Origin of the sequence: Pontibacter sp. FD36 (assembly GCF_015686655.1) — a bacterium.
Taxonomy (GTDB): domain Bacteria; phylum Bacteroidota; class Bacteroidia; order Cytophagales; family Hymenobacteraceae; genus Pontibacter.
This window is the reverse complement of sequence record NZ_JADPMP010000007.1, coordinates 1-17,292: the sequence shown is the minus strand read 5'-3', so window position 1 is coordinate 17,292 and position 17,292 is coordinate 1. Positions and strand designations below refer to the sequence as shown.

The following is a 17,292-nucleotide window of genomic DNA, read 5'->3' as shown; positions in this document are numbered from 1 at the left end:
GATTATATTTTTCATTTGGCTAATGAATCAATCATAATAAACACACAGTTGGGCGTTAAAATGGTTGTTATACCTTCGCACTGATAATATGCTGCATTTCGTAGGCTTCACGCGGCATGGCAAAGCCCGGCTCCACGAGCAGCACTTCGTCGTAGGTGAGGTTATAAAGCCGGTATACCTGCAGGTCGATCTCCGCTTCCAGCGCCGAGGTGTCCGCCCCCGCATCGGCTTGCTTCGCCGCTAATATTTGCTCCACCAAGGCCCGTATACCTGCTTTCGTTTCTTCGTCTGCTTGGGCGATGGGTATGGTTTGGGTATAGATACTTTGCATAGCCAATGCACCGCCTTGAAGTTTTGAAACTGTCTGGTTCAAAAACCACCAAGTAGTTTTTGAATTAAGTATCCCAAGTACATAATAATCAGCATTAGGTATAATGTATGTTTTGTTGTTAGAATAGCTGCCACTTTTATCATATGCAAATGCCTGAAAAGTAGCAATCTCTTGAAACATTATTTTATCCCTATCAAATTCTTCAAAATAAGTTGCTGCACATCTTTGAAGCGCGTACCACTCATACCTAATTCCTGTCTCTGCTTTGTTCCGTTGTAGTAATCCTTCTTTGTAACTCAACAAGTGATTATAAATGCTTGGATAATGAATCATAAAAGCTTCTTCAGCTTCTATCGAAGCACCAGAAATTGAGGAGTCTTTATGTAAAGGAAAATGCCAAGGTATAAATAATAGGTATTGGTTTGTTTTCGGCATATCATACCGTTTTAAATTACGCCCAAGTATAAACGGTTTTATCACCTCGGCACTTCTCGGATCTTCTGCAATCAGTCTGTCTTTCGTCGCTTCATCAATCACAAATGCTTCGTTATATCCAGTCAGAACTCCTCTATACATTCTTCCCTCCACATACTCTCCCAATGGTATACCTGTGTTTTTCAGTTTTTCAAGGAGTTGCTGCGAAGTACTGTCAGAGAGCGACCAACCCGAATCAGGCAGTAGATTCGCCTGCACCCAATAGCCGTTGTTCTGCAGATATTCTGACAAGCCCCGCTCATAATCGAGGGTGTCTATACCTGCGGCCTGCAAGGTATAGTCCTCTTCCTGCGGTGCCGTTTTGGTGACTGACACAATCAGCGGGTAGGTCGTGGCTTCTTCAAACACCGGCAAGTCGCCGAAGTCGAGCAACTGTTGCAAGGTATAGGTCTGCACCCAGCCCCGGAGCGCCTGTCCATACCCGGCCCGCATCCATTTGTTGGGTACTATGTAGCTGAACTGACCACCTTCGCGCAGCAGGTCTATACCTCGTTCCACAAAGTATACATACAGGTCGGCGGTGCCGGCGTAGGTCGCAAAGTGCTTTTTCAGGTATAGCTTAAAGTTACCGAGCTCTTCCTGCCGGATGTAGGGCGGGTTGCCGATCACCACATCAAAACCGAGGTAGTTGCCTGCCTCGTCCAGCACTTCCGGAAACTCGAAACGCCACTCAAAAGCGCCCTCGTATACCTTGTTCGATTCTATTTGTTCCCGCTCGGCCTCCAGCTTCTGGAGTTCCTTTTTCATGGCGGCGAGTTTGGCCTTGTCTACCTTCACGGCTCCGAACAGGTCGGGGTCCTGCACAGCGGCAATGGTGCCCCGCAGCTTCGCCATACGCTGGCGCAGCGGGTCGTTGTTGGCCAGTGTAGTCCGGAAGCCCTGCCTGATCTCCTCCAGAAAATGCACCAGCTGCTTCTTCGTTTCCTTGGAGTTGGTGTGCTTGTACTCCAGCACCGCCTCGCGGTAAGCTTGCAGGCTGTGGCCCTTCTTACCAAAGGCATCCTGCAGGTCGGCGGTGAGCGGGTAGCGGCTCAGCAGCGAGTTGCCCTGCTTGATGTTGATGTCGATGTTGGGCAGCGTTTGCAGCTCGGTATAGCCAGCCCCCTCCTGTTGCAGATAGTAGGCACTTTTGAGCAGCTCGATCCAGAGGCGCAGGCGGCAGATCTTGACCGAATTCGGGTTGATGTCCACGCCGAACAGGCAGTTCTCGATGATGGTCTGCTTTTCGTGGAAGAGCGTTTCCTGCAGTTCCTGTACCTGTGGGTTGATGCTGTGATGCCCGTCCGGGTGCTGGTGCACGGTATAGCTGAAGAGCTCGCCGTAGTAATCAGTCACGATCAGCTCGTCGTTCTGCACCTCGATGCTGCCATAGTGCAGCGGCTTGCCCTGCCGGTTGAGCAAAATGCGCAGCTCCGATTTGATGACGATCAGCTCGTTGAGCGCACTCACCAGGTAGTGTCCCGAGCCCACCGCCGGGTCGCAGATGCGGAGGCTGTTGATGAGCTGGTTTGCCTCCAGCGCCGCCTGAAGCGTATGATTGGCCATCAGCCGGAAACGCAGCGCGTCGAAGTCGGCCAGTTCCCAGGTATAGAATTCGTTGAACCGCTGCACCACAGCACGGCGTATAGCTTCGCGGCTCATGTACATCGTAATGAAGCCGGGCGTATAGAAAGAGCCGTCGCGGTAGCCGTTTATCTTCTCAAAGATCAGGCCCAGCACCGAGGCCGTGATCAGGGTTTTGTTTTCTTCCTGTATCGCCTCCTTGCCCTCAGCCCCGAAGTCATAACTGCCCAAAAAGCGCAGCATATACTCCATCGTGCGCATGTCGGCCTGCGACTTGCTCAGCACCTTGCCCGCCCCGTCGCGCAGCACCGTGCGCGGGTATAGCGCCAGGCGGCTGTTGTCTTTCAGGTTCGAGATGCGCAGGGTGCGTTTTTCCAGCGCCGTGGTCTCAAACAGCGAAGAGTTCAGGTATGGGATATGCCGGAACTTGTCGCGCACGTTGGCGCTGCGATGCTGCGGTCGCTCGGCCAGCACATCAAAGAACAGCTCGTTCAGGTCATCAAACTCGCGCAGCTGCTCCGGGTTCATGAAGGCGTATACCTTGTCGTCCTGGTGGTAACTGGCCAGCTGGGCTTCCAGCAGCTTCAGGAACAGGATGCGGTTCATCCAGGTGATGCACAGCTCCAGCGCCACATTGAACAGTTGCTCCTCGCGGGTATTGCCGTAGGTATAAGGGTTGTCGAGTCCCGATACCAGGTCCTCTGATTTGAGCTTCTGGTAGGCGGCCTCCAGCAGCGAGCCTGCATCGGGTTTGGCTTTGCGGCGGATCAGCTTGCGGCCTCCCTCCTTCACTTCCTCCAGCCCGATGATGTGCAGCAGCTCCAGGTAAAAGCCTGGGTCCAGCGAGTTGGCGTCGTTGGCAAAAGGCTCCTTGAGCAGATGCGCCGGTGAGAGCAGCTTGTAGAGGGCCACCAGTTTCACATCGTCTTTGAGGTCCTTGTTTTTGAGTGGCTTCTCAAATTCTTTGAGGTTTACATAGGTATAGGTGATGCTTTCGGACAGCCCGGCGATAAAGGGCGCCACGATCTCCTTGTAGAAAAAGTCGGTGCTGTTGCCGGATTTCTTGCCCTGGCTCCACTCCACAAAGTCTTTTTTGAGTTGTCCGTTGCGGTAAAACAGGCGGTCAAACTCCAGGGCGTCGAACACAAACCACTCATGCACATTGGTGATGATGAGCTGCTTGAGGTCATGGTTCTTGTGCTCCACCCGCTCCCGCAGGTAGTAGAGCACCAGCTCATGCATGGCCTTATAGTTCAGGTTGTCGCCCGTTGGCATATCAGCCTTGTTGGTGGGCCGCTTCACTTCCAGCAGCACGCCCGCCTGGCTTTTGGTATCCGGACCGATGTGGATCACCAGGTCCGTCTTGCCCTTGGTGTTCACGCCATACTTATCATAAAAAGCACACTTCAAAAAGTCACGCAGGTGGTTCTTCACATGCTCTTCGCTCTCACTCAGGTTGATGCTTTCGAGTAGCGTGCGCAGAGCCGCTTTGAAAGCCTCCATGTCAGAGCGGGAGGTCTTGAGCCGGAGATACGCTTTGTTCAGGGCCTGGCGGGGGCGTAGGATGTTTTGCTGCATAAGTGAAGTGTGCTATGGCTAAGCAAGATAAGCAATAGCGGGGTAAGTTTACATTAAAACTTCTGAATATAGTGCCATTCATGCAGCATGGGCACATTCTGAAGTTGCGCTGCCTGTATCAGTAGGTCATCCAAAAGACACCTCTCAAAAAAAATAATAAATAAATATTAAATAGTATTTTAAAAATAACTTAATTATTTATAACTTATTATTTAAATACAACGTAACCGAATACTCACATATCTATAACACCATCTATACAATGGTCTTAGGTATACTCACCATCTTACTGGTACAGTATACCTTCTGTTAAGCTCCGATTACCTCTTATTCTCTAACTGTCTTTGGACAGGCCCGGAGAGACAAAAACTATTGAAAATTACACTGGCAGCTATGCTACAGGTATAGTTATGCCTCGTTTTAAACATGTTTTGTCTAATTTATTTTTATAAATCACTTTAAACAAACTACAAATGCTTAACAAAACCTTTACCAGTAAGAAGTTAATCTTCCCAGCCATGCTGGCGTTTATGGCCCTGGTTGGCTGTAACCCTGAACAAGACATGGACCCGGCAACTGAGATGAGTGCAGAAGCCTCTCTTATGGCGCAGGGCGTTCATGCAAAATCAAATGTGAAGCTACGCAAAAACCATTATGTGGTATTGTCGAGCAGCGAAACACTTCCGGCAGGTATAGCCTCTGAGCTTAATGCTGCCAATGGCGAGGTAACAAGTCTGATGGAGCAGGCAGGAGTAGCTACCGTATATTCCGAAGACCCGAAGTTCGCCGCCAAAGCCTCTAAAATTAAAGGTGTGCGCTCTGTTGTGCGCGACCTGGAAGTGCAGTGGTACAACCCGGACGACATGAAGATTGTGGAACTGGCTGACGTGGGCACACCGCCGGCAAGCGGCGACGATGATCGCTACTTTGATCTGCAGTGGGGGCATGCCGCCATCAAGGCACCGCAAGCCTGGAATGCAGGCCACCGTGGAAGCGGCGTGCGTGTAGCTGTATTGGATAGCGGCTTTGACTTGGACCACCCGGACCTGGCCCCTAACATCGATTTAGCTGCGAGCAGGAACTTTGTACCGGGCGAACGATTGGATTACGCACTACCGGGTGTAGGTAGCCATGGCACCCACACAGCCGGCACCATTGCCGCTGCTGACAATGGCATTGGCATTATTGGTGTAGCTCCTGAGGCAGAACTTATCCTGGTAAAGGTGCTCCGCGACTCAGGCTCCGGCTCTTTTAGCTGGATGATCGACGGTATTATACATGCGACTCAACAGGGCGCCAATGTGATCAACATGAGCCTTGGAGCTGCACTGCCGCGCAATGGCAAGTTCCTGAACGACAATGGCACACCAGAAGATCCGTCTGACGACTTTATTGAAAGCGATACTAAAGCTGTGCAGGAGTTGCTAATCGCCATTAACCGCGCCACCAGCTATGCCACCAAAAATGGTGTAACCGTTATTGCCTCTGCTGGCAATGACGCCAACAACGGAAACGCAGACAAGTCGCTGGTACACATACCTTCTTCTTCTACCGGTGTTATTTCTATCTCAGCGACGGCTCCGCGCGGTTGGGCACTTAATCCTTTCGGCACTTTTATGGATGACTTCGCCTCTTACTCTAACTACGGCACCCCGGATGTACACTTCGCAGCCCCAGGCGGTGACTATATGTATCCAGGTAATGAGATCGCTACCATTGCAGGTGTGACACAATACGCTTATGTATTGGATTATGTGTTCAGCACAGGCAGCAACCTTAATCCAGGGACAGCATCCTACTACTGGTCAGTTGGCACGAGTATGGCAGGCCCTCACGCAGCGGGCGTAGCAGCGCTTCTTATCGGCCGTAACGGTGGCAGTATGGAGCCGGCTCATGTACTGGCCAAACTACGCGCCACTTCTGACGATCTTGGCAAACCTGGTCGTGACCCTTACTATGGTTATGGCCGCGTAAACGCTTTCCGTGCCGTGACCGAATAAGCACGACAAACCCTCATAACAAAAGCCGGACTGCTGAAGCAGTCCGGCTTTTTTATTACCTTGAATTCTATTTTAATCCAATTTTAACACAGCGATTTATACCTATTGTCCTATTTGCTTGCTTAACAAAACCTAACTATCAGCAGCAGAATAAGTAACTTATTACGTATCATAAAATCATGTTTTGGATATTAGAAAGCCTTTTTTCAACATTTAGAACATTTTCATAAATTTCGGCATACAATTGAACCCATATTGCCTAATTACAATTACATTCAGGAAGTTTTAAGCCACTGCACCTTTATGAAGGTAAATTTTACGCCACCTGAAGAGCTGGTCCTTACACCAGATTTCTATAGTTCTATTGTACGTCACGCATCTGAGCTCATCACGGTACTCAACTGTGAGGGGATCTATCAATACATTTCGGATTCGATAGCCACTGAACTTGGCTATACCCCGGAAGACCTGCTGGGCACCTATGTGTTTGACCTGATACATCTGGATGACGTACCTTCTCTTGAGCAGGCGCTCTATAACCTGACCACTGGCAGCATCAAACAAGTAAACCTTCCTCCTGTTCGCTTCAAAGCCAAAAATGACAGCTGGCGCTGGCTCAGCTGTGTCGCTACCAACATGCTGGACAACCCTCATGTGCAGGGTATCGTGACCAATTCGCGTGATATTACCACGCAGATGGAGGCCTCGAGACAGCGCAAAGAAAGCCAGGCTTATTACAAAGCGCTTTTCTTCAACAACCCCGACCTGGTATTTACGATGAGCACGAGCGGGGAAGTGCAGGCCTGCAACGATGCCGTGGTGAAGCTGTCTGGCTATACGCGTGAAGAATTTCCGAAAAGCCATTTTGCCGAATTCGTGTTGCCGGATAACCGTGAAGAAACATTCAAGGCCTTCTCCACAGCGCTTACAGGCCAGCCCTGCAACTTTGAGACCTGCATCCGTCACCGCGATGGCAGCAAGCGCTATTTGTCGGCCGCACTCGTACCCGTGGTGCTGGAGGGCCGGGTGCTCGCCATACAATGCATCGCCAAAGACAGCACCAGCGAAAAAGAGGCCAACCTGCTTGTAAATGCACAGGCAAAGAAGCTGCACAAAATTTTGGAAGGGATGTCGGAAGGCTTTTTTGCCCTGGACAAAGAGTGGCGCTACAGCTTCGGCAACACTGTCTTCGCAAATTTCCTCAACCGGGATCTCGATGACTTAATGGATCTCTGCATCTGGGAGGAATACCCGATCCTGGAGGGCACCCTTTTCAAACAGAAATGCCTTGAGGTGGCCGAAACAAAAAAGGCAGTACAGTTTAAGGAGCAATTCTGCGATCTGAGTGCTTTTCTGCAGTTCACCATCAGCCCCTTCGAAGGCGGTATCCTCATTGCGTTTTCCAACATCACAGCACAGGTCATTGCGCAGGAAGAGCTGCGGAAGCTTTCGCTGGTGGCCAGTAAAACGACAAACGGCGTGATCATCACCAACGGCCAGCTGGAGATAGAGTGGGTCAATGAGGCTTTCTGCAACGTGACCGGCTATACCATGGAGGAAGTAGCCGGCATGCGCCCGAGCGACATCCTGACTTCTGCCGATACGGACCCGCGCGAGATCATGTGGGTGAGAGAACAACTGGCAAAGGGCATCCCGATGCGCAAGGAACTGCGCAGCTACAAGAAAAACGGCGACCTGATCTGGGCTGATGTCACCATCTCCCCTATTTCCAATGAGCAAGGCCAGGTCATAAAGCATATCTACATCCACACCGATATTACTGAACGCAAGCTCGATCAGGAGCAGTTACTCAAAACGACCGAGCACCTGTACCATCAGAATCAGGACCTGCAGCAGTTCAACTACATTGTATCACACAACCTGCGTGCGCCTGTCGCTAACCTGGTCGGTCTGTCGTCTGTGCTACAGAAGCTTGACCGCAACAGCAGCCGCTTTGCCAAGGGCCTGAAAAATCTGGAAATCTCCGCCCGCCGGCTTGATGATGTGATCAGTGACCTGAACAAAATACTGGCTGTGCGTTCCTCTGACCTGCAGGCAGCCCATGAGATCGTCCTGTTAAGTGAGGTAGCGACAGAAGTGGTGCAGAGCCTGCAGCATCTGCTGACCCAGGCCAATGGTCGCATCATGCTGGACCTGAAGGAGGATGATCTGCTCTGGGCCAACCGGGCTTTCGTCTACAGCATACTGCACAACCTGATTTCAAACGCGATTAAGTACAAATCTTCGCACCGGGACTTACTTATACAGGTAAATAGCGTAAGGAAAGATAACAGCCTGCAATTAAGCGTAATAGACAATGGCAGCGGAATGGACCTGGACCTGGTGCGGCCGCATCTGTTCCAGCTCTATAAGCGCTTCCATACAGGACCTGATGGAAAAGGCATCGGGCTATACCTGGTAAAAATGCAAATGAACGCTATTGGAGGCAAGATAGAGGTAGAAAGTAAGCCAGAAGCAGGCACCACTTTCACATTACAGTTTGAGCTCCCAGCCTATGGCCCGCAAGGTTTACATAATTGATGATGATGACATCAGCATATACCTGACCTCCCTGGTACTGGAGGACGCAGGCTTTGCCGACGAGATTTATACCTATAGCTCTGCAGATGATGCCCTGGCTGATCTGTCCTTTACTGACACCGCTCCCCTGCCGGATGTGATCCTGCTCGATCTGAACATGCCAGTCAAAAGCGGCTGGGATTTTCTGGAGGTGCTGCGCCCCTACGAAGATAAACTCAAAGGAAGATTGGATGTGTTCATCCTCACCTCTTCCATCGCTGCCAGCGACAAGGATCTTTCCCGCAACTACCCGCTTGTGCGCGGCTTCCTGCACAAGCCGCTCGACGAAGAAAGTCTGAACTATATGAAGCAGACACGCAACAGCCGTGCCTAATCGGCATAGAGCGGCAGCCTGATCACAAAGCGGGCGCCCTCATGCTCACGGCTGTGCACACTGATGTGGCCACCATGCAGCCGCACCAGCTCATATACAATGGAAAGTCCCAGCCCCCGCGACTTCTCCCCGTTCAGTCCCGGCCTTCCGACTTTTGCCTTTCGCTCAAATATATTCGCATGCAGGTTCTCAGGTATACCGATGCCTGTATCGCTGTGCTCGATCACGACTTCATCCCCCTCCTGGTAGGCACGGATCGTGATGTTGCCCGTGCTCGGGGTAAACTTGATGGAATTAGAGATCAGGTTGTTCAGCACCTGGGATATTTTGATCTGGTCCAGGTCCAGCACGAGCGGCTCCTGCGGCAGATCCAGCTCCAGCGCCTGCTGTACAATCTGCCCTTTCTGGTAGAACTCGGCCATGCTTCTGATCATCTTATTCAGGTCGACGCGTGTTCTGGTCACTGAGATTTCGGGCGACGCCAGATGCTCCTCGCTGAGCAGGTCCCGAATTAGATCTGTGCACTGAATGCAGGCGTTTTCGATAATGGAGGTGTATTGCGCCACTTCCTCCAGCCGGTTATCCTGCGTGTCTTTGCGCAGCAGGGCAGCTACACTCTGTACAATTGCCAATGGCCCGTGCAGGTCATGCAGTACCATTTCGAGTGCACTGTTCTTGCGGTGCCCGAACTCGGCGAGGTAGTTGACAAACTCCTGCTGACGACTATTATCCTCGGCCATACCTGCCACTGCCACTATATTCTGCGCTGCATCACGAATGGGGTAAACGCTGCAGCGCATGTGGCGCAGCCTGCCATTCCGCATCATGCGTATGGTTTTCTCAACGGGTTCGCCCCGCAGCAATTTGTGCCAGCAGTCTACCACGACGGCGCGGTCTTCTTCCGGCACGGTATCGAGCAGAAGTTGGGGCTGCCGCTGGAGATGCTCATGCTCCGGTTCCCATAAATCACGAAAAGCACTTGAAAGGAAACTGAATTTATTCTGTGCCAGATCAAACTGAAACAAAATTTTATTGCTCTGTCGGCTGATCTGGTCAATTGTATTGAGTTTGTCCATTGTGTAAGGCGGTAAGTAGCGTCGCTATTCATACGGTGTGTCTCTTTACACGTTATATTCGTACCATGCAACGTCAGCACACAGGCACCACGCCACAAAAAAGGATGCGCTACTCCCTGGTTTATCTGTTTATGCTCCTGCCGCTACTCTGCTGCCCGGCAAAGCTGGCTGCGCAGCAGAAGGAGGTGCAGCAAAACGAGCAGCTCTGGTTTGGCTACATGACCTCAAGCCGTGTTTCAGAGCGGTTTTCCATTTGGAATGACTTTCATTATATACCGGAGGGTTTTGGAGTGGTGCGCACTGGCGTGACCACACACTTTCCAAACCGCATTGATGTAACCGCAGGTTATGCGCACGTGTGGCTTCCGGTGGGCGGAGAGCTCAGGCGACGGGAGCACCGCCCCTGGGCGCAGGTCGTCATCCCGACCCCACTTGGCGGCAATTTTGCCCTGCAGCACCGGCTACGCTGGGACTTGCGCTACCGCCAGCGTCTGGCGGCCGGTGAACTGGCGGAAGGCTATACCTTTAACCACCGCGCCCGCCTTCAAACCGTGCTGCGGCGCAACTTCCCCGCCCTTACGTTTGGGGGTGTATTGCCCAGCCTGGTTGTATCCAACGAACTGCTGATGAACCTGGGAGAGGAAGCCACCGCCCCGTTTGACCAGAACCGCATCTCCCTGATGGCTGCCGCCCGGTACCAAGGGCTGATGCTGCAGGCCGGCTACATGAACCGCTACGTGCAGGCAGCCACACCGGGCCGCTTTACCAGTAACCATACCCTGGTAGTATGGCTGTTTCATACCATAGACTGGCGCAGACAAGAAGCACAACCTTAAAGTGTTTAGACGGCTGTTACTGATCAGAAGGTAAAGATTAGAGTAGCCCGGTTAAAGGCATAGCCAAGGCGGATGTCTGGCTGGGGTTTGCTGGCATAGCGTAGGCCTTCGTTGTATACATAGATTGCCCGGTGCTCCCGCTTCATTCGGGCACCGGCAAAAGGTATACTGAAGGTCAGCAGACTTGCTCCCGCACCGGAGATCAGCCAGTTTGGCTGGCTGCCGGCCAGCTGCTTGCTCATAGGGTAGGTGATCAGGATACCACCTGCATAGGAAAGCAAAGAAGCCGGAAGTGAGTTGCGGTTGCCTTTCTGAAGCTCCTGCCTTGCCTCCGGGTGTTGATCCAAAATGTGCAAAAGCTGTTTTTTACTGATTTGCCTGCCATGCTGGTAGTAAGCAAATCCAAGGCCTTTTTTCTGTACAATTATTTCACCGTCGCCCTGCGCCAAAGAGCGATTGTACATACTGCTCAAAATAAGCAGTACCATTAGTAAATAAGTTTTCATAGGTATAAGGTGAGATTCAGGAACAAAATAGCAAAATGTCACTTTATCTCAAAGTACAATTTTTATATACGCATATTTTTGCATTAAAGTATAGATTCACCACACTTCACACCCACTGACTCTCAATACAATACACCTGAAACAACACAAAAAAAGCAGCAAACCCATGGTTGCTGCTTCAATTTTAAATCACATCAAAAGACCCTGATCAGACGTTTCTATTTCCCACTTAATACTTATAAGTAAAAGAACAGCATTAATTTACCCTGTTTTATCATCCTGAAAAGATCTTGATGAAGAGGGCCACTTCCCCCGCAAGCTGCATCTGCTTAACTTCCCGGGGGTAGGGGCTCTCTTTTTCTACTGGGTTTTTTCCAGCATGATAACTCTCTTTTATATAATACTGTCTTGGTGCTTACCCTTCTAATTCCCCAGCTGCGCTTCCAGCTCTTCGGCTTCCAGCATCAGGCTCTCCCACTTCTGATTTACAGCATCCAATTCTTTCTGCACCGTTTCAAACTTCTGGGAAGTCTCCTGGAGTACGTTCGGGTTACCGTATACCTTTGGGTCAGCCAGCTCGGTTTCGTATTTGGCTAGCTCCTGCTCCAGCACCTGCACCTGTTTTTCAACCTCGCTGATCTGGCGGTTTACCTGCTTCAGTTGGTTGTTTAGGGCATTGAATTCGTTGTTGTCGCGCTTCTGCTTTGGCTCGTCTTTTTTAGGAGCCGGCGCTGCAGCTGCATCGCGTTTTGTTTCTTTCTCGCGCTTCTCCTGGAAGGCCTCATACTCGTGGTACGTGCCCGGATACTCTTTCAGCTGGTAGTCTTCGATGTACCAGATCTTGGTCGCGACGTTCTCCACAAAGTAGCGGTCGTGTGAGATCACGATAAAGGTACCCTCGTACTGTTCCAGCGCCTGGATCAGGATATTCACCGACATCATGTCCAGGTGGTTGGTTGGTTCGTCGAGCATCAGGAAGTTGGCTTCCGAGATCAGCGTTTTGGCCAGTGCCACGCGGCTCTTCTCTCCTCCCGACAGCACCTTGATCTTCTTAAACACATCGTCGCCTGTAAAAAGGAAGGACCCCAGTAGCGTGCGCAGTTCTACCTCTGTTTTGCCGGAGCCGGCCTGTTGCAGTTCCTGCAGTATTTCGTTTTCCACGTTCAGGGCTTCCAGCTGGTGCTGTGCATAGAAGGACATGATCACATTGTGCCCCATTTCGCGCTTGCCCTGGATCGGCTCCGTGCCGGCAATGATGCGCAGCAGCGTGGACTTCCCTTTTCCGTTGGCACCGATGAGCGCAATCTTGTCGCCCCGCTCAATGTGGACGTTGGTGTCCCGGAAAATCATCTTGCTGCCGAAGCTCTTGCTCATGTGCTCGAGGCGGAAGATATGACGGCCTGGCTGCACGTTGAAGCGGAAGCTGAAGTTCACCTTCGCAGCCTCTGGCGCTACCTCCTCGATGCGCTCCATACGCTCGAGTTGCTTCATGCGGCTCTGTGCCTGCTTGGCTTTGGTCGCTTTGGCCTTGAATCGCTCGATGAAACGCTCTGTCTGCCGGATCTGGGCCTGCTGGTTTTCGTAGGCGCCTTTCTGAATCTCGTTTCGCAGGGCTTTCTCTTCCACGTAGAAGCTGTAATTGCCCGGGTACAGGTTCAGCTTCGCCCCCGACACCTCCACTGTGATGTTAGTGGTTTTGTCCAGGAACTCCCTGTCGTGCGACACAATCACGACGGCCCCCTCAAAGCGGTCCAGGTAGGATTCCAGCCACTTGATAGAAGGTAAGTCGAGGTGGTTGGTCGGTTCGTCGAGCAGCAGCAGCGATGGTTTCTGCAACAGGATCTTGGCCAGCATCACGCGCATGCGCCAGCCACCCGAGAAAGAGGCCAATGGTTGCTTCAGCTCCTCCGTTGTAAAGCCAAGCCCCTCCAGGATCGACTCGGCCTCCGCCTGCATGGTATAGCCGCCAAGCGCCTCAAAGCGCTCCTGCAGCGAAGCCAGCTTATCGACCAGCTTGTCATGAAAGTTGTTCTCAAACTCCACCAGTATCTGATCGATCTCCTGCTGTAGCGAGATTGCCTCCTCAAAAGCCTGCATGGCCACCGACAGGATGCTCTCGTGCGTTTCGTAGCTGAGCAGGTCCTGGTTCAGGAAACCGATGGTGGTCTCCTTGCTCATCTGTATGCTGCCTCCGTCAGGCTTGTACTCGCCCACGATGATGCGCAGCAGGGTAGATTTGCCGGTACCGTTGAGCCCGATCAGGCCGATCTTGTCTTTGGGTTTGATGTGCAGGCTGGCATCCTCGTACATGGGGCGGCTGCCAAAATGAAAGCTAAGGTTATTTATAGAGATCATAGATTCAGAAAGCTGAGCTACAAAGGTACTTATTTTGGGAAACATCCCCAGTGCAAAGGTCCACAGACCAAAAGTCACCTCATACGTAGAAATAAAAGATGCCTGCTGCAAAAAGCCCCGGCCAGGTAAACATTATCACATGCACCTCGTTCTATAGCTTTATGCTTTTGAAAAATGTGTGTGCGATACGTTGAGAACAGCAATAAAATATAGCCTTTTATGATCGCAGTAACATCCCTGCTCGACCCCTCTCATTCTGCGCGTGTATCTGAACTGACCGAGCTTCTTGATGAGAAATTTGGGCTCAATGAGGTGAAGATGACGCCATACCCGCACCTGACCCTGCTCACAGCCGAAATACCGGACATGGAAGAGATCCAGCAATACCTGGCGGAAACCAGCCGTGAAACGGAACCCTTCACCATCCGCACCACTGGTCTGGGCGTGTTCCCGGGCGAGAAACCGGTGATCTACATCCCGGTGCTGCGCACAGCGCCGCTCAACCAGCTGCATGCCCGCCTGCACCGCGACATATCCGAGATGAGCAGCGAAATGGGCATTTACTACAACCCTAACATGTGGCTCCCTCACATTTCCCTGGCCCTCGGCGACACCTCTCCCGAAGTACTGGGACCGGTACTCACATTTCTGTTCAATTATAATTTCAACTGGGAAATCAGGATCGACAACCTGACCATACTGCAAAAGTGCGGTGATTATTACCTGAAGGAAGACGAGTATACCTTCGGGCGTAAGGAGCTGACGCTATAGGTTTGCTCCTCTTTACGCAGCCGCTCTATCCCAGAATTTTCCAAGCATAGTCCTTTCTCAAACCTGCCTGTGGATTTACCACAGCTGATACCCCCTTGGCTGTCATAAGGAAAGTATTATTTTAATTTAATTTTAATCACGTTTAGTTTCACTTTTTCTTAACCCCTTAAAATTCATCCCCGTATTCTTGAATTGATTTAACCACACAAAGTCAAAAGCATATCCTATACACATCTCAAAAACAAACATGACTATGGAAGAGAAAGACAATAAGCAGCCTAAGCCTACCCAGGTGAACGAAGACAGCAAAAACAAGCAGTTGGAGCAATTCCGGGAAGATGGCCAGGGCGAGTACATGACCACCGACCAGGGGGTCCGGATCAACCACACCGATGACTCCCTGAAAGCCGGACAGCGTGGCCCTACCCTGATAGAGGACTTTCACTTCCGTGAAAAAATGACGCACTTTGACCATGAGTCTATACCTGAGCGGGTAGTGCATGCCCGCGGCTCAGGGGTTCATGGTTACTTTCAGCCTTATGATGACTCACTCAAGAAATATACGAAAGCCAGATTTCTGACAGAACCCGGCACGCGGACACCTGTATTTGTGCGCTTTTCCACAGTGGTGGGGTCGCGCGGCTCAGCAGACACTGTGCGGGACGTACGCGGCTTTGCCACCAAGTTCTACACAGCAGAAGGCAATTACGACCTGGTAGGAAACAACATGCCTCCTTTCTTTATACAGGATGGCAATAAGTTCCCGGACCTGGTGCACGCCATCAAGCCGATGCCGGACAACGAGATGCCACAGGCATCTGCCGCACACGACACCTTCTGGGACTTTGCATCGCTCATGCCTGAGTCAACGCACATGCTCATGTGGGTACTTTCTGACCGGGCAATCCCACGAAGCTTCCGTATGATGCAGGGCTTTGGCGTACATACTTTCCGGTTCATTAATGAAGAAGGCAAGGCCACTTTTGTGAAGTTTCACTGGCGACCTACACTGGGTACGCACTCCCTGGTATGGGACGAGGCACAGAAACTGGCCGGTAAAGACGCGGACTGGCTGCGCCGCGACCTGTGGGATGCCATAGAAATGGGTGATTACCCGGAGTTTGAGTTGGCGGTGCAGTTGGTGCCGGAGGAAGACGAGTTTAAGTATGACTTCGATTTGCTAGATGCCACCAAACTGATTCCGGAAGAATTAGTACCCCTGAGACCGGTAGGTAAAATGGTGCTGAACCGCAACCCAGACAATTTCTTCTCCGAAACAGAGCAGGTGGCTTTCCATCCGGGCAACCTGGTGCCAGGTATAGACGTGACAAATGACCCGCTGCTGCAAGGCCGTCTCTTCTCATACCTGGATACGCAGCTCAACCGCTTTAATAGCACCAATTTTACGGAAGTGCCGATTAACAGACCGGTGGCTCCGGTGCACAACCACCATGGCGCGGGCTTTATGCGCATGACCATCGGCAAGGGCAAGGCAAACTACTGGCCAAACTCGATTGGCAATGGGTGTCCGATGATGGCCCCCGAGAATATGGGTGGCTATGTACACTACATGGAGAAAGTGGATGGACACAAAATCAGGGCACGCAGTGAAAGCTTTAACGACCACTACAGCCAGGCCACCCTGTTCTGGAACTCACTGACTGAACCTGAGAAGGAGCACCTCGTTTCGGCGGCGCACTTCGAACTGGGCAAGGTAGAACGCAAAGAGATTCGCAGACGACAGGTAGCCAACTTCTACAAAGTAGACCCACAGTTCGCTGCCCTGGTAGCAGCTGGCATCGGCATTGAGATGCCTGTTGACCAGGACTCAGAGCCTACAGGCAATTTTGTGAAGGACGATGCCTCTGAGAAGATCAAAAAAGGCAAGTCTGTGAAAGAGTCTCCGGCCATCAGCATGGAGAAGAACAAGATCGAGACAGCCAAGTCCAGGAGAGTGGCAATCCTGATCGAAGACGGCTTTGACTACAACGAAGTGATGCAGGTAAAGGAGGCCCTGGAGGCAGCCGGAGCGCATCCGAAGATCATCTCCAAACTGCTCGGAAAACGCGTTTCCAGCACCGGCCAGGAAATAGAAGTGGACAAGCACCATGTGTCAGCCGACTCCGTTATGTTCGACGCAGTATACATTCCGGACGGCGAAAAGAGCGTGCGCAAAATGATGGGTTTGGGTGATGCGCTGCACTTTGTGGCCGAGGCCTTTAAACACTGCAAGCCGATCGCTACCTCTGGCTTCGGCATTAATATGCTCGAGAAGGCCTTTGTGGTTGGCGTTAATTTCGCCGAGAAAGATTCAGGTAAGGTCATGTCACATTCTGGCGTAGTTACTGCCGGCTCCGACGCCGACGCCGGTGATTTCGCCGATAAGTTTATTGAGGCCATCAAAAAGCACCGCCACTGGGACCGCGAGAAATCGATGACCCCAGCCTAGCATTTAATGTTTGTTATTGATTGTTTGTTTGGAGCAAAGGCCGCGAATTTCGCGGCTTTTGCTTTTTAGAAGCAGTGCTTTGTGAACTGGTGAAGTCAGCAGAGCGCACTACAGGGTTTATTGGCAATTTAGGTATAGCTTGTCTGAATCAGGATTTTCAGGATTAAAAGATTGACAAGATTGTTACCTTCCTCTAAGCCCATCCTTTTGTCTGAATCAGGATTACGGGGATTATAAATGATCCACAGAATTTCTATGCACGATTTACATACCCCTGCCCCTTTTAAGAGAGGTTTTTGTTGCTACCAGTTCACAAGTATGGTTTCATCTTTTTTAATTTGCTATACCTTGTCGAACCACCCCTTCCCCTCCCGAGAGGGGATTGTTGCCGCTACCAATTCACGGGTATAAGCTTTGT

The 17,292-nt window shown here is 51.3% G+C and carries 10 protein-coding genes; 6 read left to right on the top strand and 4 right to left on the bottom strand.

Going from position 1 to position 17,292, the window contains the following annotated elements:
- Window positions 1–67 precede the first annotated feature (67 nt).
- Window positions 68–3,967 carry a TaqI-like C-terminal specificity domain-containing protein gene (locus I0P70_RS10740; protein ID WP_196117583.1) on the bottom strand — a complete coding sequence of 1,300 codons (3,900 nt, stop codon included), beginning with the start codon at window positions 3,965–3,967 and terminating at the stop codon, window positions 68–70.
- Window positions 3,968–4,440: 473 nt separating this feature from the next.
- Here I0P70_RS10740 and I0P70_RS10735 point away from each other — a divergent pair, with 473 nt between their 5' ends.
- The 3 genes from I0P70_RS10735 (at window position 4,441) to I0P70_RS10725 (ending at window position 8,881) form a co-directional block, all read left to right on the top strand.
- A complete protein-coding gene (locus I0P70_RS10735; RefSeq protein WP_196117581.1) occupies window positions 4,441–5,967 on the top strand; it encodes a S8 family serine peptidase in 1,527 nt (508 codons plus the stop codon).
- A 303-nt stretch (window positions 5,968–6,270) separates the two neighbouring features.
- Window positions 6,271–8,508, top strand: coding sequence for a PAS domain S-box protein (locus I0P70_RS10730; protein ID WP_196117579.1), 2,238 nt, complete (start codon window positions 6,271–6,273; stop codon window positions 8,506–8,508).
- Window positions 8,483–8,881 carry a response regulator gene (locus tag I0P70_RS10725; RefSeq protein WP_196117578.1) on the top strand — a complete coding sequence of 133 codons (399 nt, stop codon included), beginning with the start codon at window positions 8,483–8,485 and terminating at the stop codon, window positions 8,879–8,881. Before I0P70_RS10730 ends, I0P70_RS10725 begins: the two co-directional genes overlap by 26 nt.
- Here I0P70_RS10725 and I0P70_RS10720 read toward each other — a convergent pair.
- Window positions 8,878–9,957 (bottom strand): PAS domain-containing sensor histidine kinase, encoded by a 1,080-nt coding sequence (locus I0P70_RS10720; protein WP_196117576.1) that lies wholly within the window; start codon window positions 9,955–9,957, stop codon window positions 8,878–8,880. The genes I0P70_RS10725 and I0P70_RS10720 overlap by 4 nt on opposite strands.
- A gap of 65 nt (window positions 9,958–10,022) precedes the next feature.
- On the opposite strand from I0P70_RS10720, the gene I0P70_RS10715 reads away from it, so the two are divergent.
- A complete protein-coding gene (locus I0P70_RS10715; RefSeq protein ID WP_196117574.1) occupies window positions 10,023–10,793 on the top strand; it encodes a DUF2490 domain-containing protein in 771 nt (256 codons plus the stop codon).
- A gap of 23 nt (window positions 10,794–10,816) precedes the next feature.
- Here I0P70_RS10715 and I0P70_RS10710 read toward each other — a convergent pair whose 3' ends face one another.
- Both I0P70_RS10710 and I0P70_RS10705 read right to left on the bottom strand, forming a co-directional pair.
- The gene (locus I0P70_RS10710; protein WP_196117572.1) at window positions 10,817–11,299 is read right to left on the bottom strand and encodes a hypothetical protein; all 483 of its coding nucleotides are present in this window, start codon (window positions 11,297–11,299) and stop codon (window positions 10,817–10,819) included.
- Between the two features lie 423 nt (window positions 11,300–11,722).
- A complete protein-coding gene (locus I0P70_RS10705; RefSeq protein WP_196117570.1) occupies window positions 11,723–13,654 on the bottom strand; it encodes an ABC-F family ATP-binding cassette domain-containing protein in 1,932 nt (643 codons plus the stop codon).
- A 219-nt stretch (window positions 13,655–13,873) separates the two neighbouring features.
- Between I0P70_RS10705 and I0P70_RS10700 the strand changes: the two genes are divergently transcribed.
- Window positions 13,874–14,425 carry a 2'-5' RNA ligase family protein gene (locus I0P70_RS10700; RefSeq protein ID WP_007661227.1) on the top strand — a complete coding sequence of 184 codons (552 nt, stop codon included), beginning with the start codon at window positions 13,874–13,876 and terminating at the stop codon, window positions 14,423–14,425.
- 253 nt (window positions 14,426–14,678) lie between these two features.
- Window positions 14,679–16,874: a catalase gene (locus I0P70_RS10695; protein ID WP_196117568.1), complete on the top strand. Its 2,196-nt coding sequence runs from the start codon at window positions 14,679–14,681 to the stop codon at window positions 16,872–16,874.
- Window positions 16,875–17,292: the final 418 nt, after the last annotated feature.

What these genes read in the sequence shown, in the direction of transcription:
- I0P70_RS10740 (WP_196117583.1), bottom strand. Translation starts at nt 3,967, where the DNA reads ATGCAGCAAAACATCCTACGCCCCCGCCAGGCCCTGAACAAAGCGTAT.
- I0P70_RS10735 (WP_196117581.1), top strand. Translation starts at nt 4,441, where the DNA reads ATGCTTAACAAAACCTTTACCAGTAAGAAGTTAATCTTCCCAGCCATG.
- I0P70_RS10730 (WP_196117579.1), top strand. Translation starts at nt 6,271, where the DNA reads ATGAAGGTAAATTTTACGCCACCTGAAGAGCTGGTCCTTACACCAGAT.
- I0P70_RS10725 (WP_196117578.1), top strand. Translation starts at nt 8,483, where the DNA reads ATGGCCCGCAAGGTTTACATAATTGATGATGATGACATCAGCATATAC.
- I0P70_RS10720 (WP_196117576.1), bottom strand. Translation starts at nt 9,957, where the DNA reads ATGGACAAACTCAATACAATTGACCAGATCAGCCGACAGAGCAATAAA.
- I0P70_RS10715 (WP_196117574.1), top strand. Translation starts at nt 10,023, where the DNA reads ATGCAACGTCAGCACACAGGCACCACGCCACAAAAAAGGATGCGCTAC.
- I0P70_RS10710 (WP_196117572.1), bottom strand. Translation starts at nt 11,299, where the DNA reads ATGAAAACTTATTTACTAATGGTACTGCTTATTTTGAGCAGTATGTAC.
- I0P70_RS10705 (WP_196117570.1), bottom strand. Translation starts at nt 13,654, where the DNA reads ATGATCTCTATAAATAACCTTAGCTTTCATTTTGGCAGCCGCCCCATG.
- I0P70_RS10700 (WP_007661227.1), top strand. Translation starts at nt 13,874, where the DNA reads ATGATCGCAGTAACATCCCTGCTCGACCCCTCTCATTCTGCGCGTGTA.
- I0P70_RS10695 (WP_196117568.1), top strand. Translation starts at nt 14,679, where the DNA reads ATGGAAGAGAAAGACAATAAGCAGCCTAAGCCTACCCAGGTGAACGAA.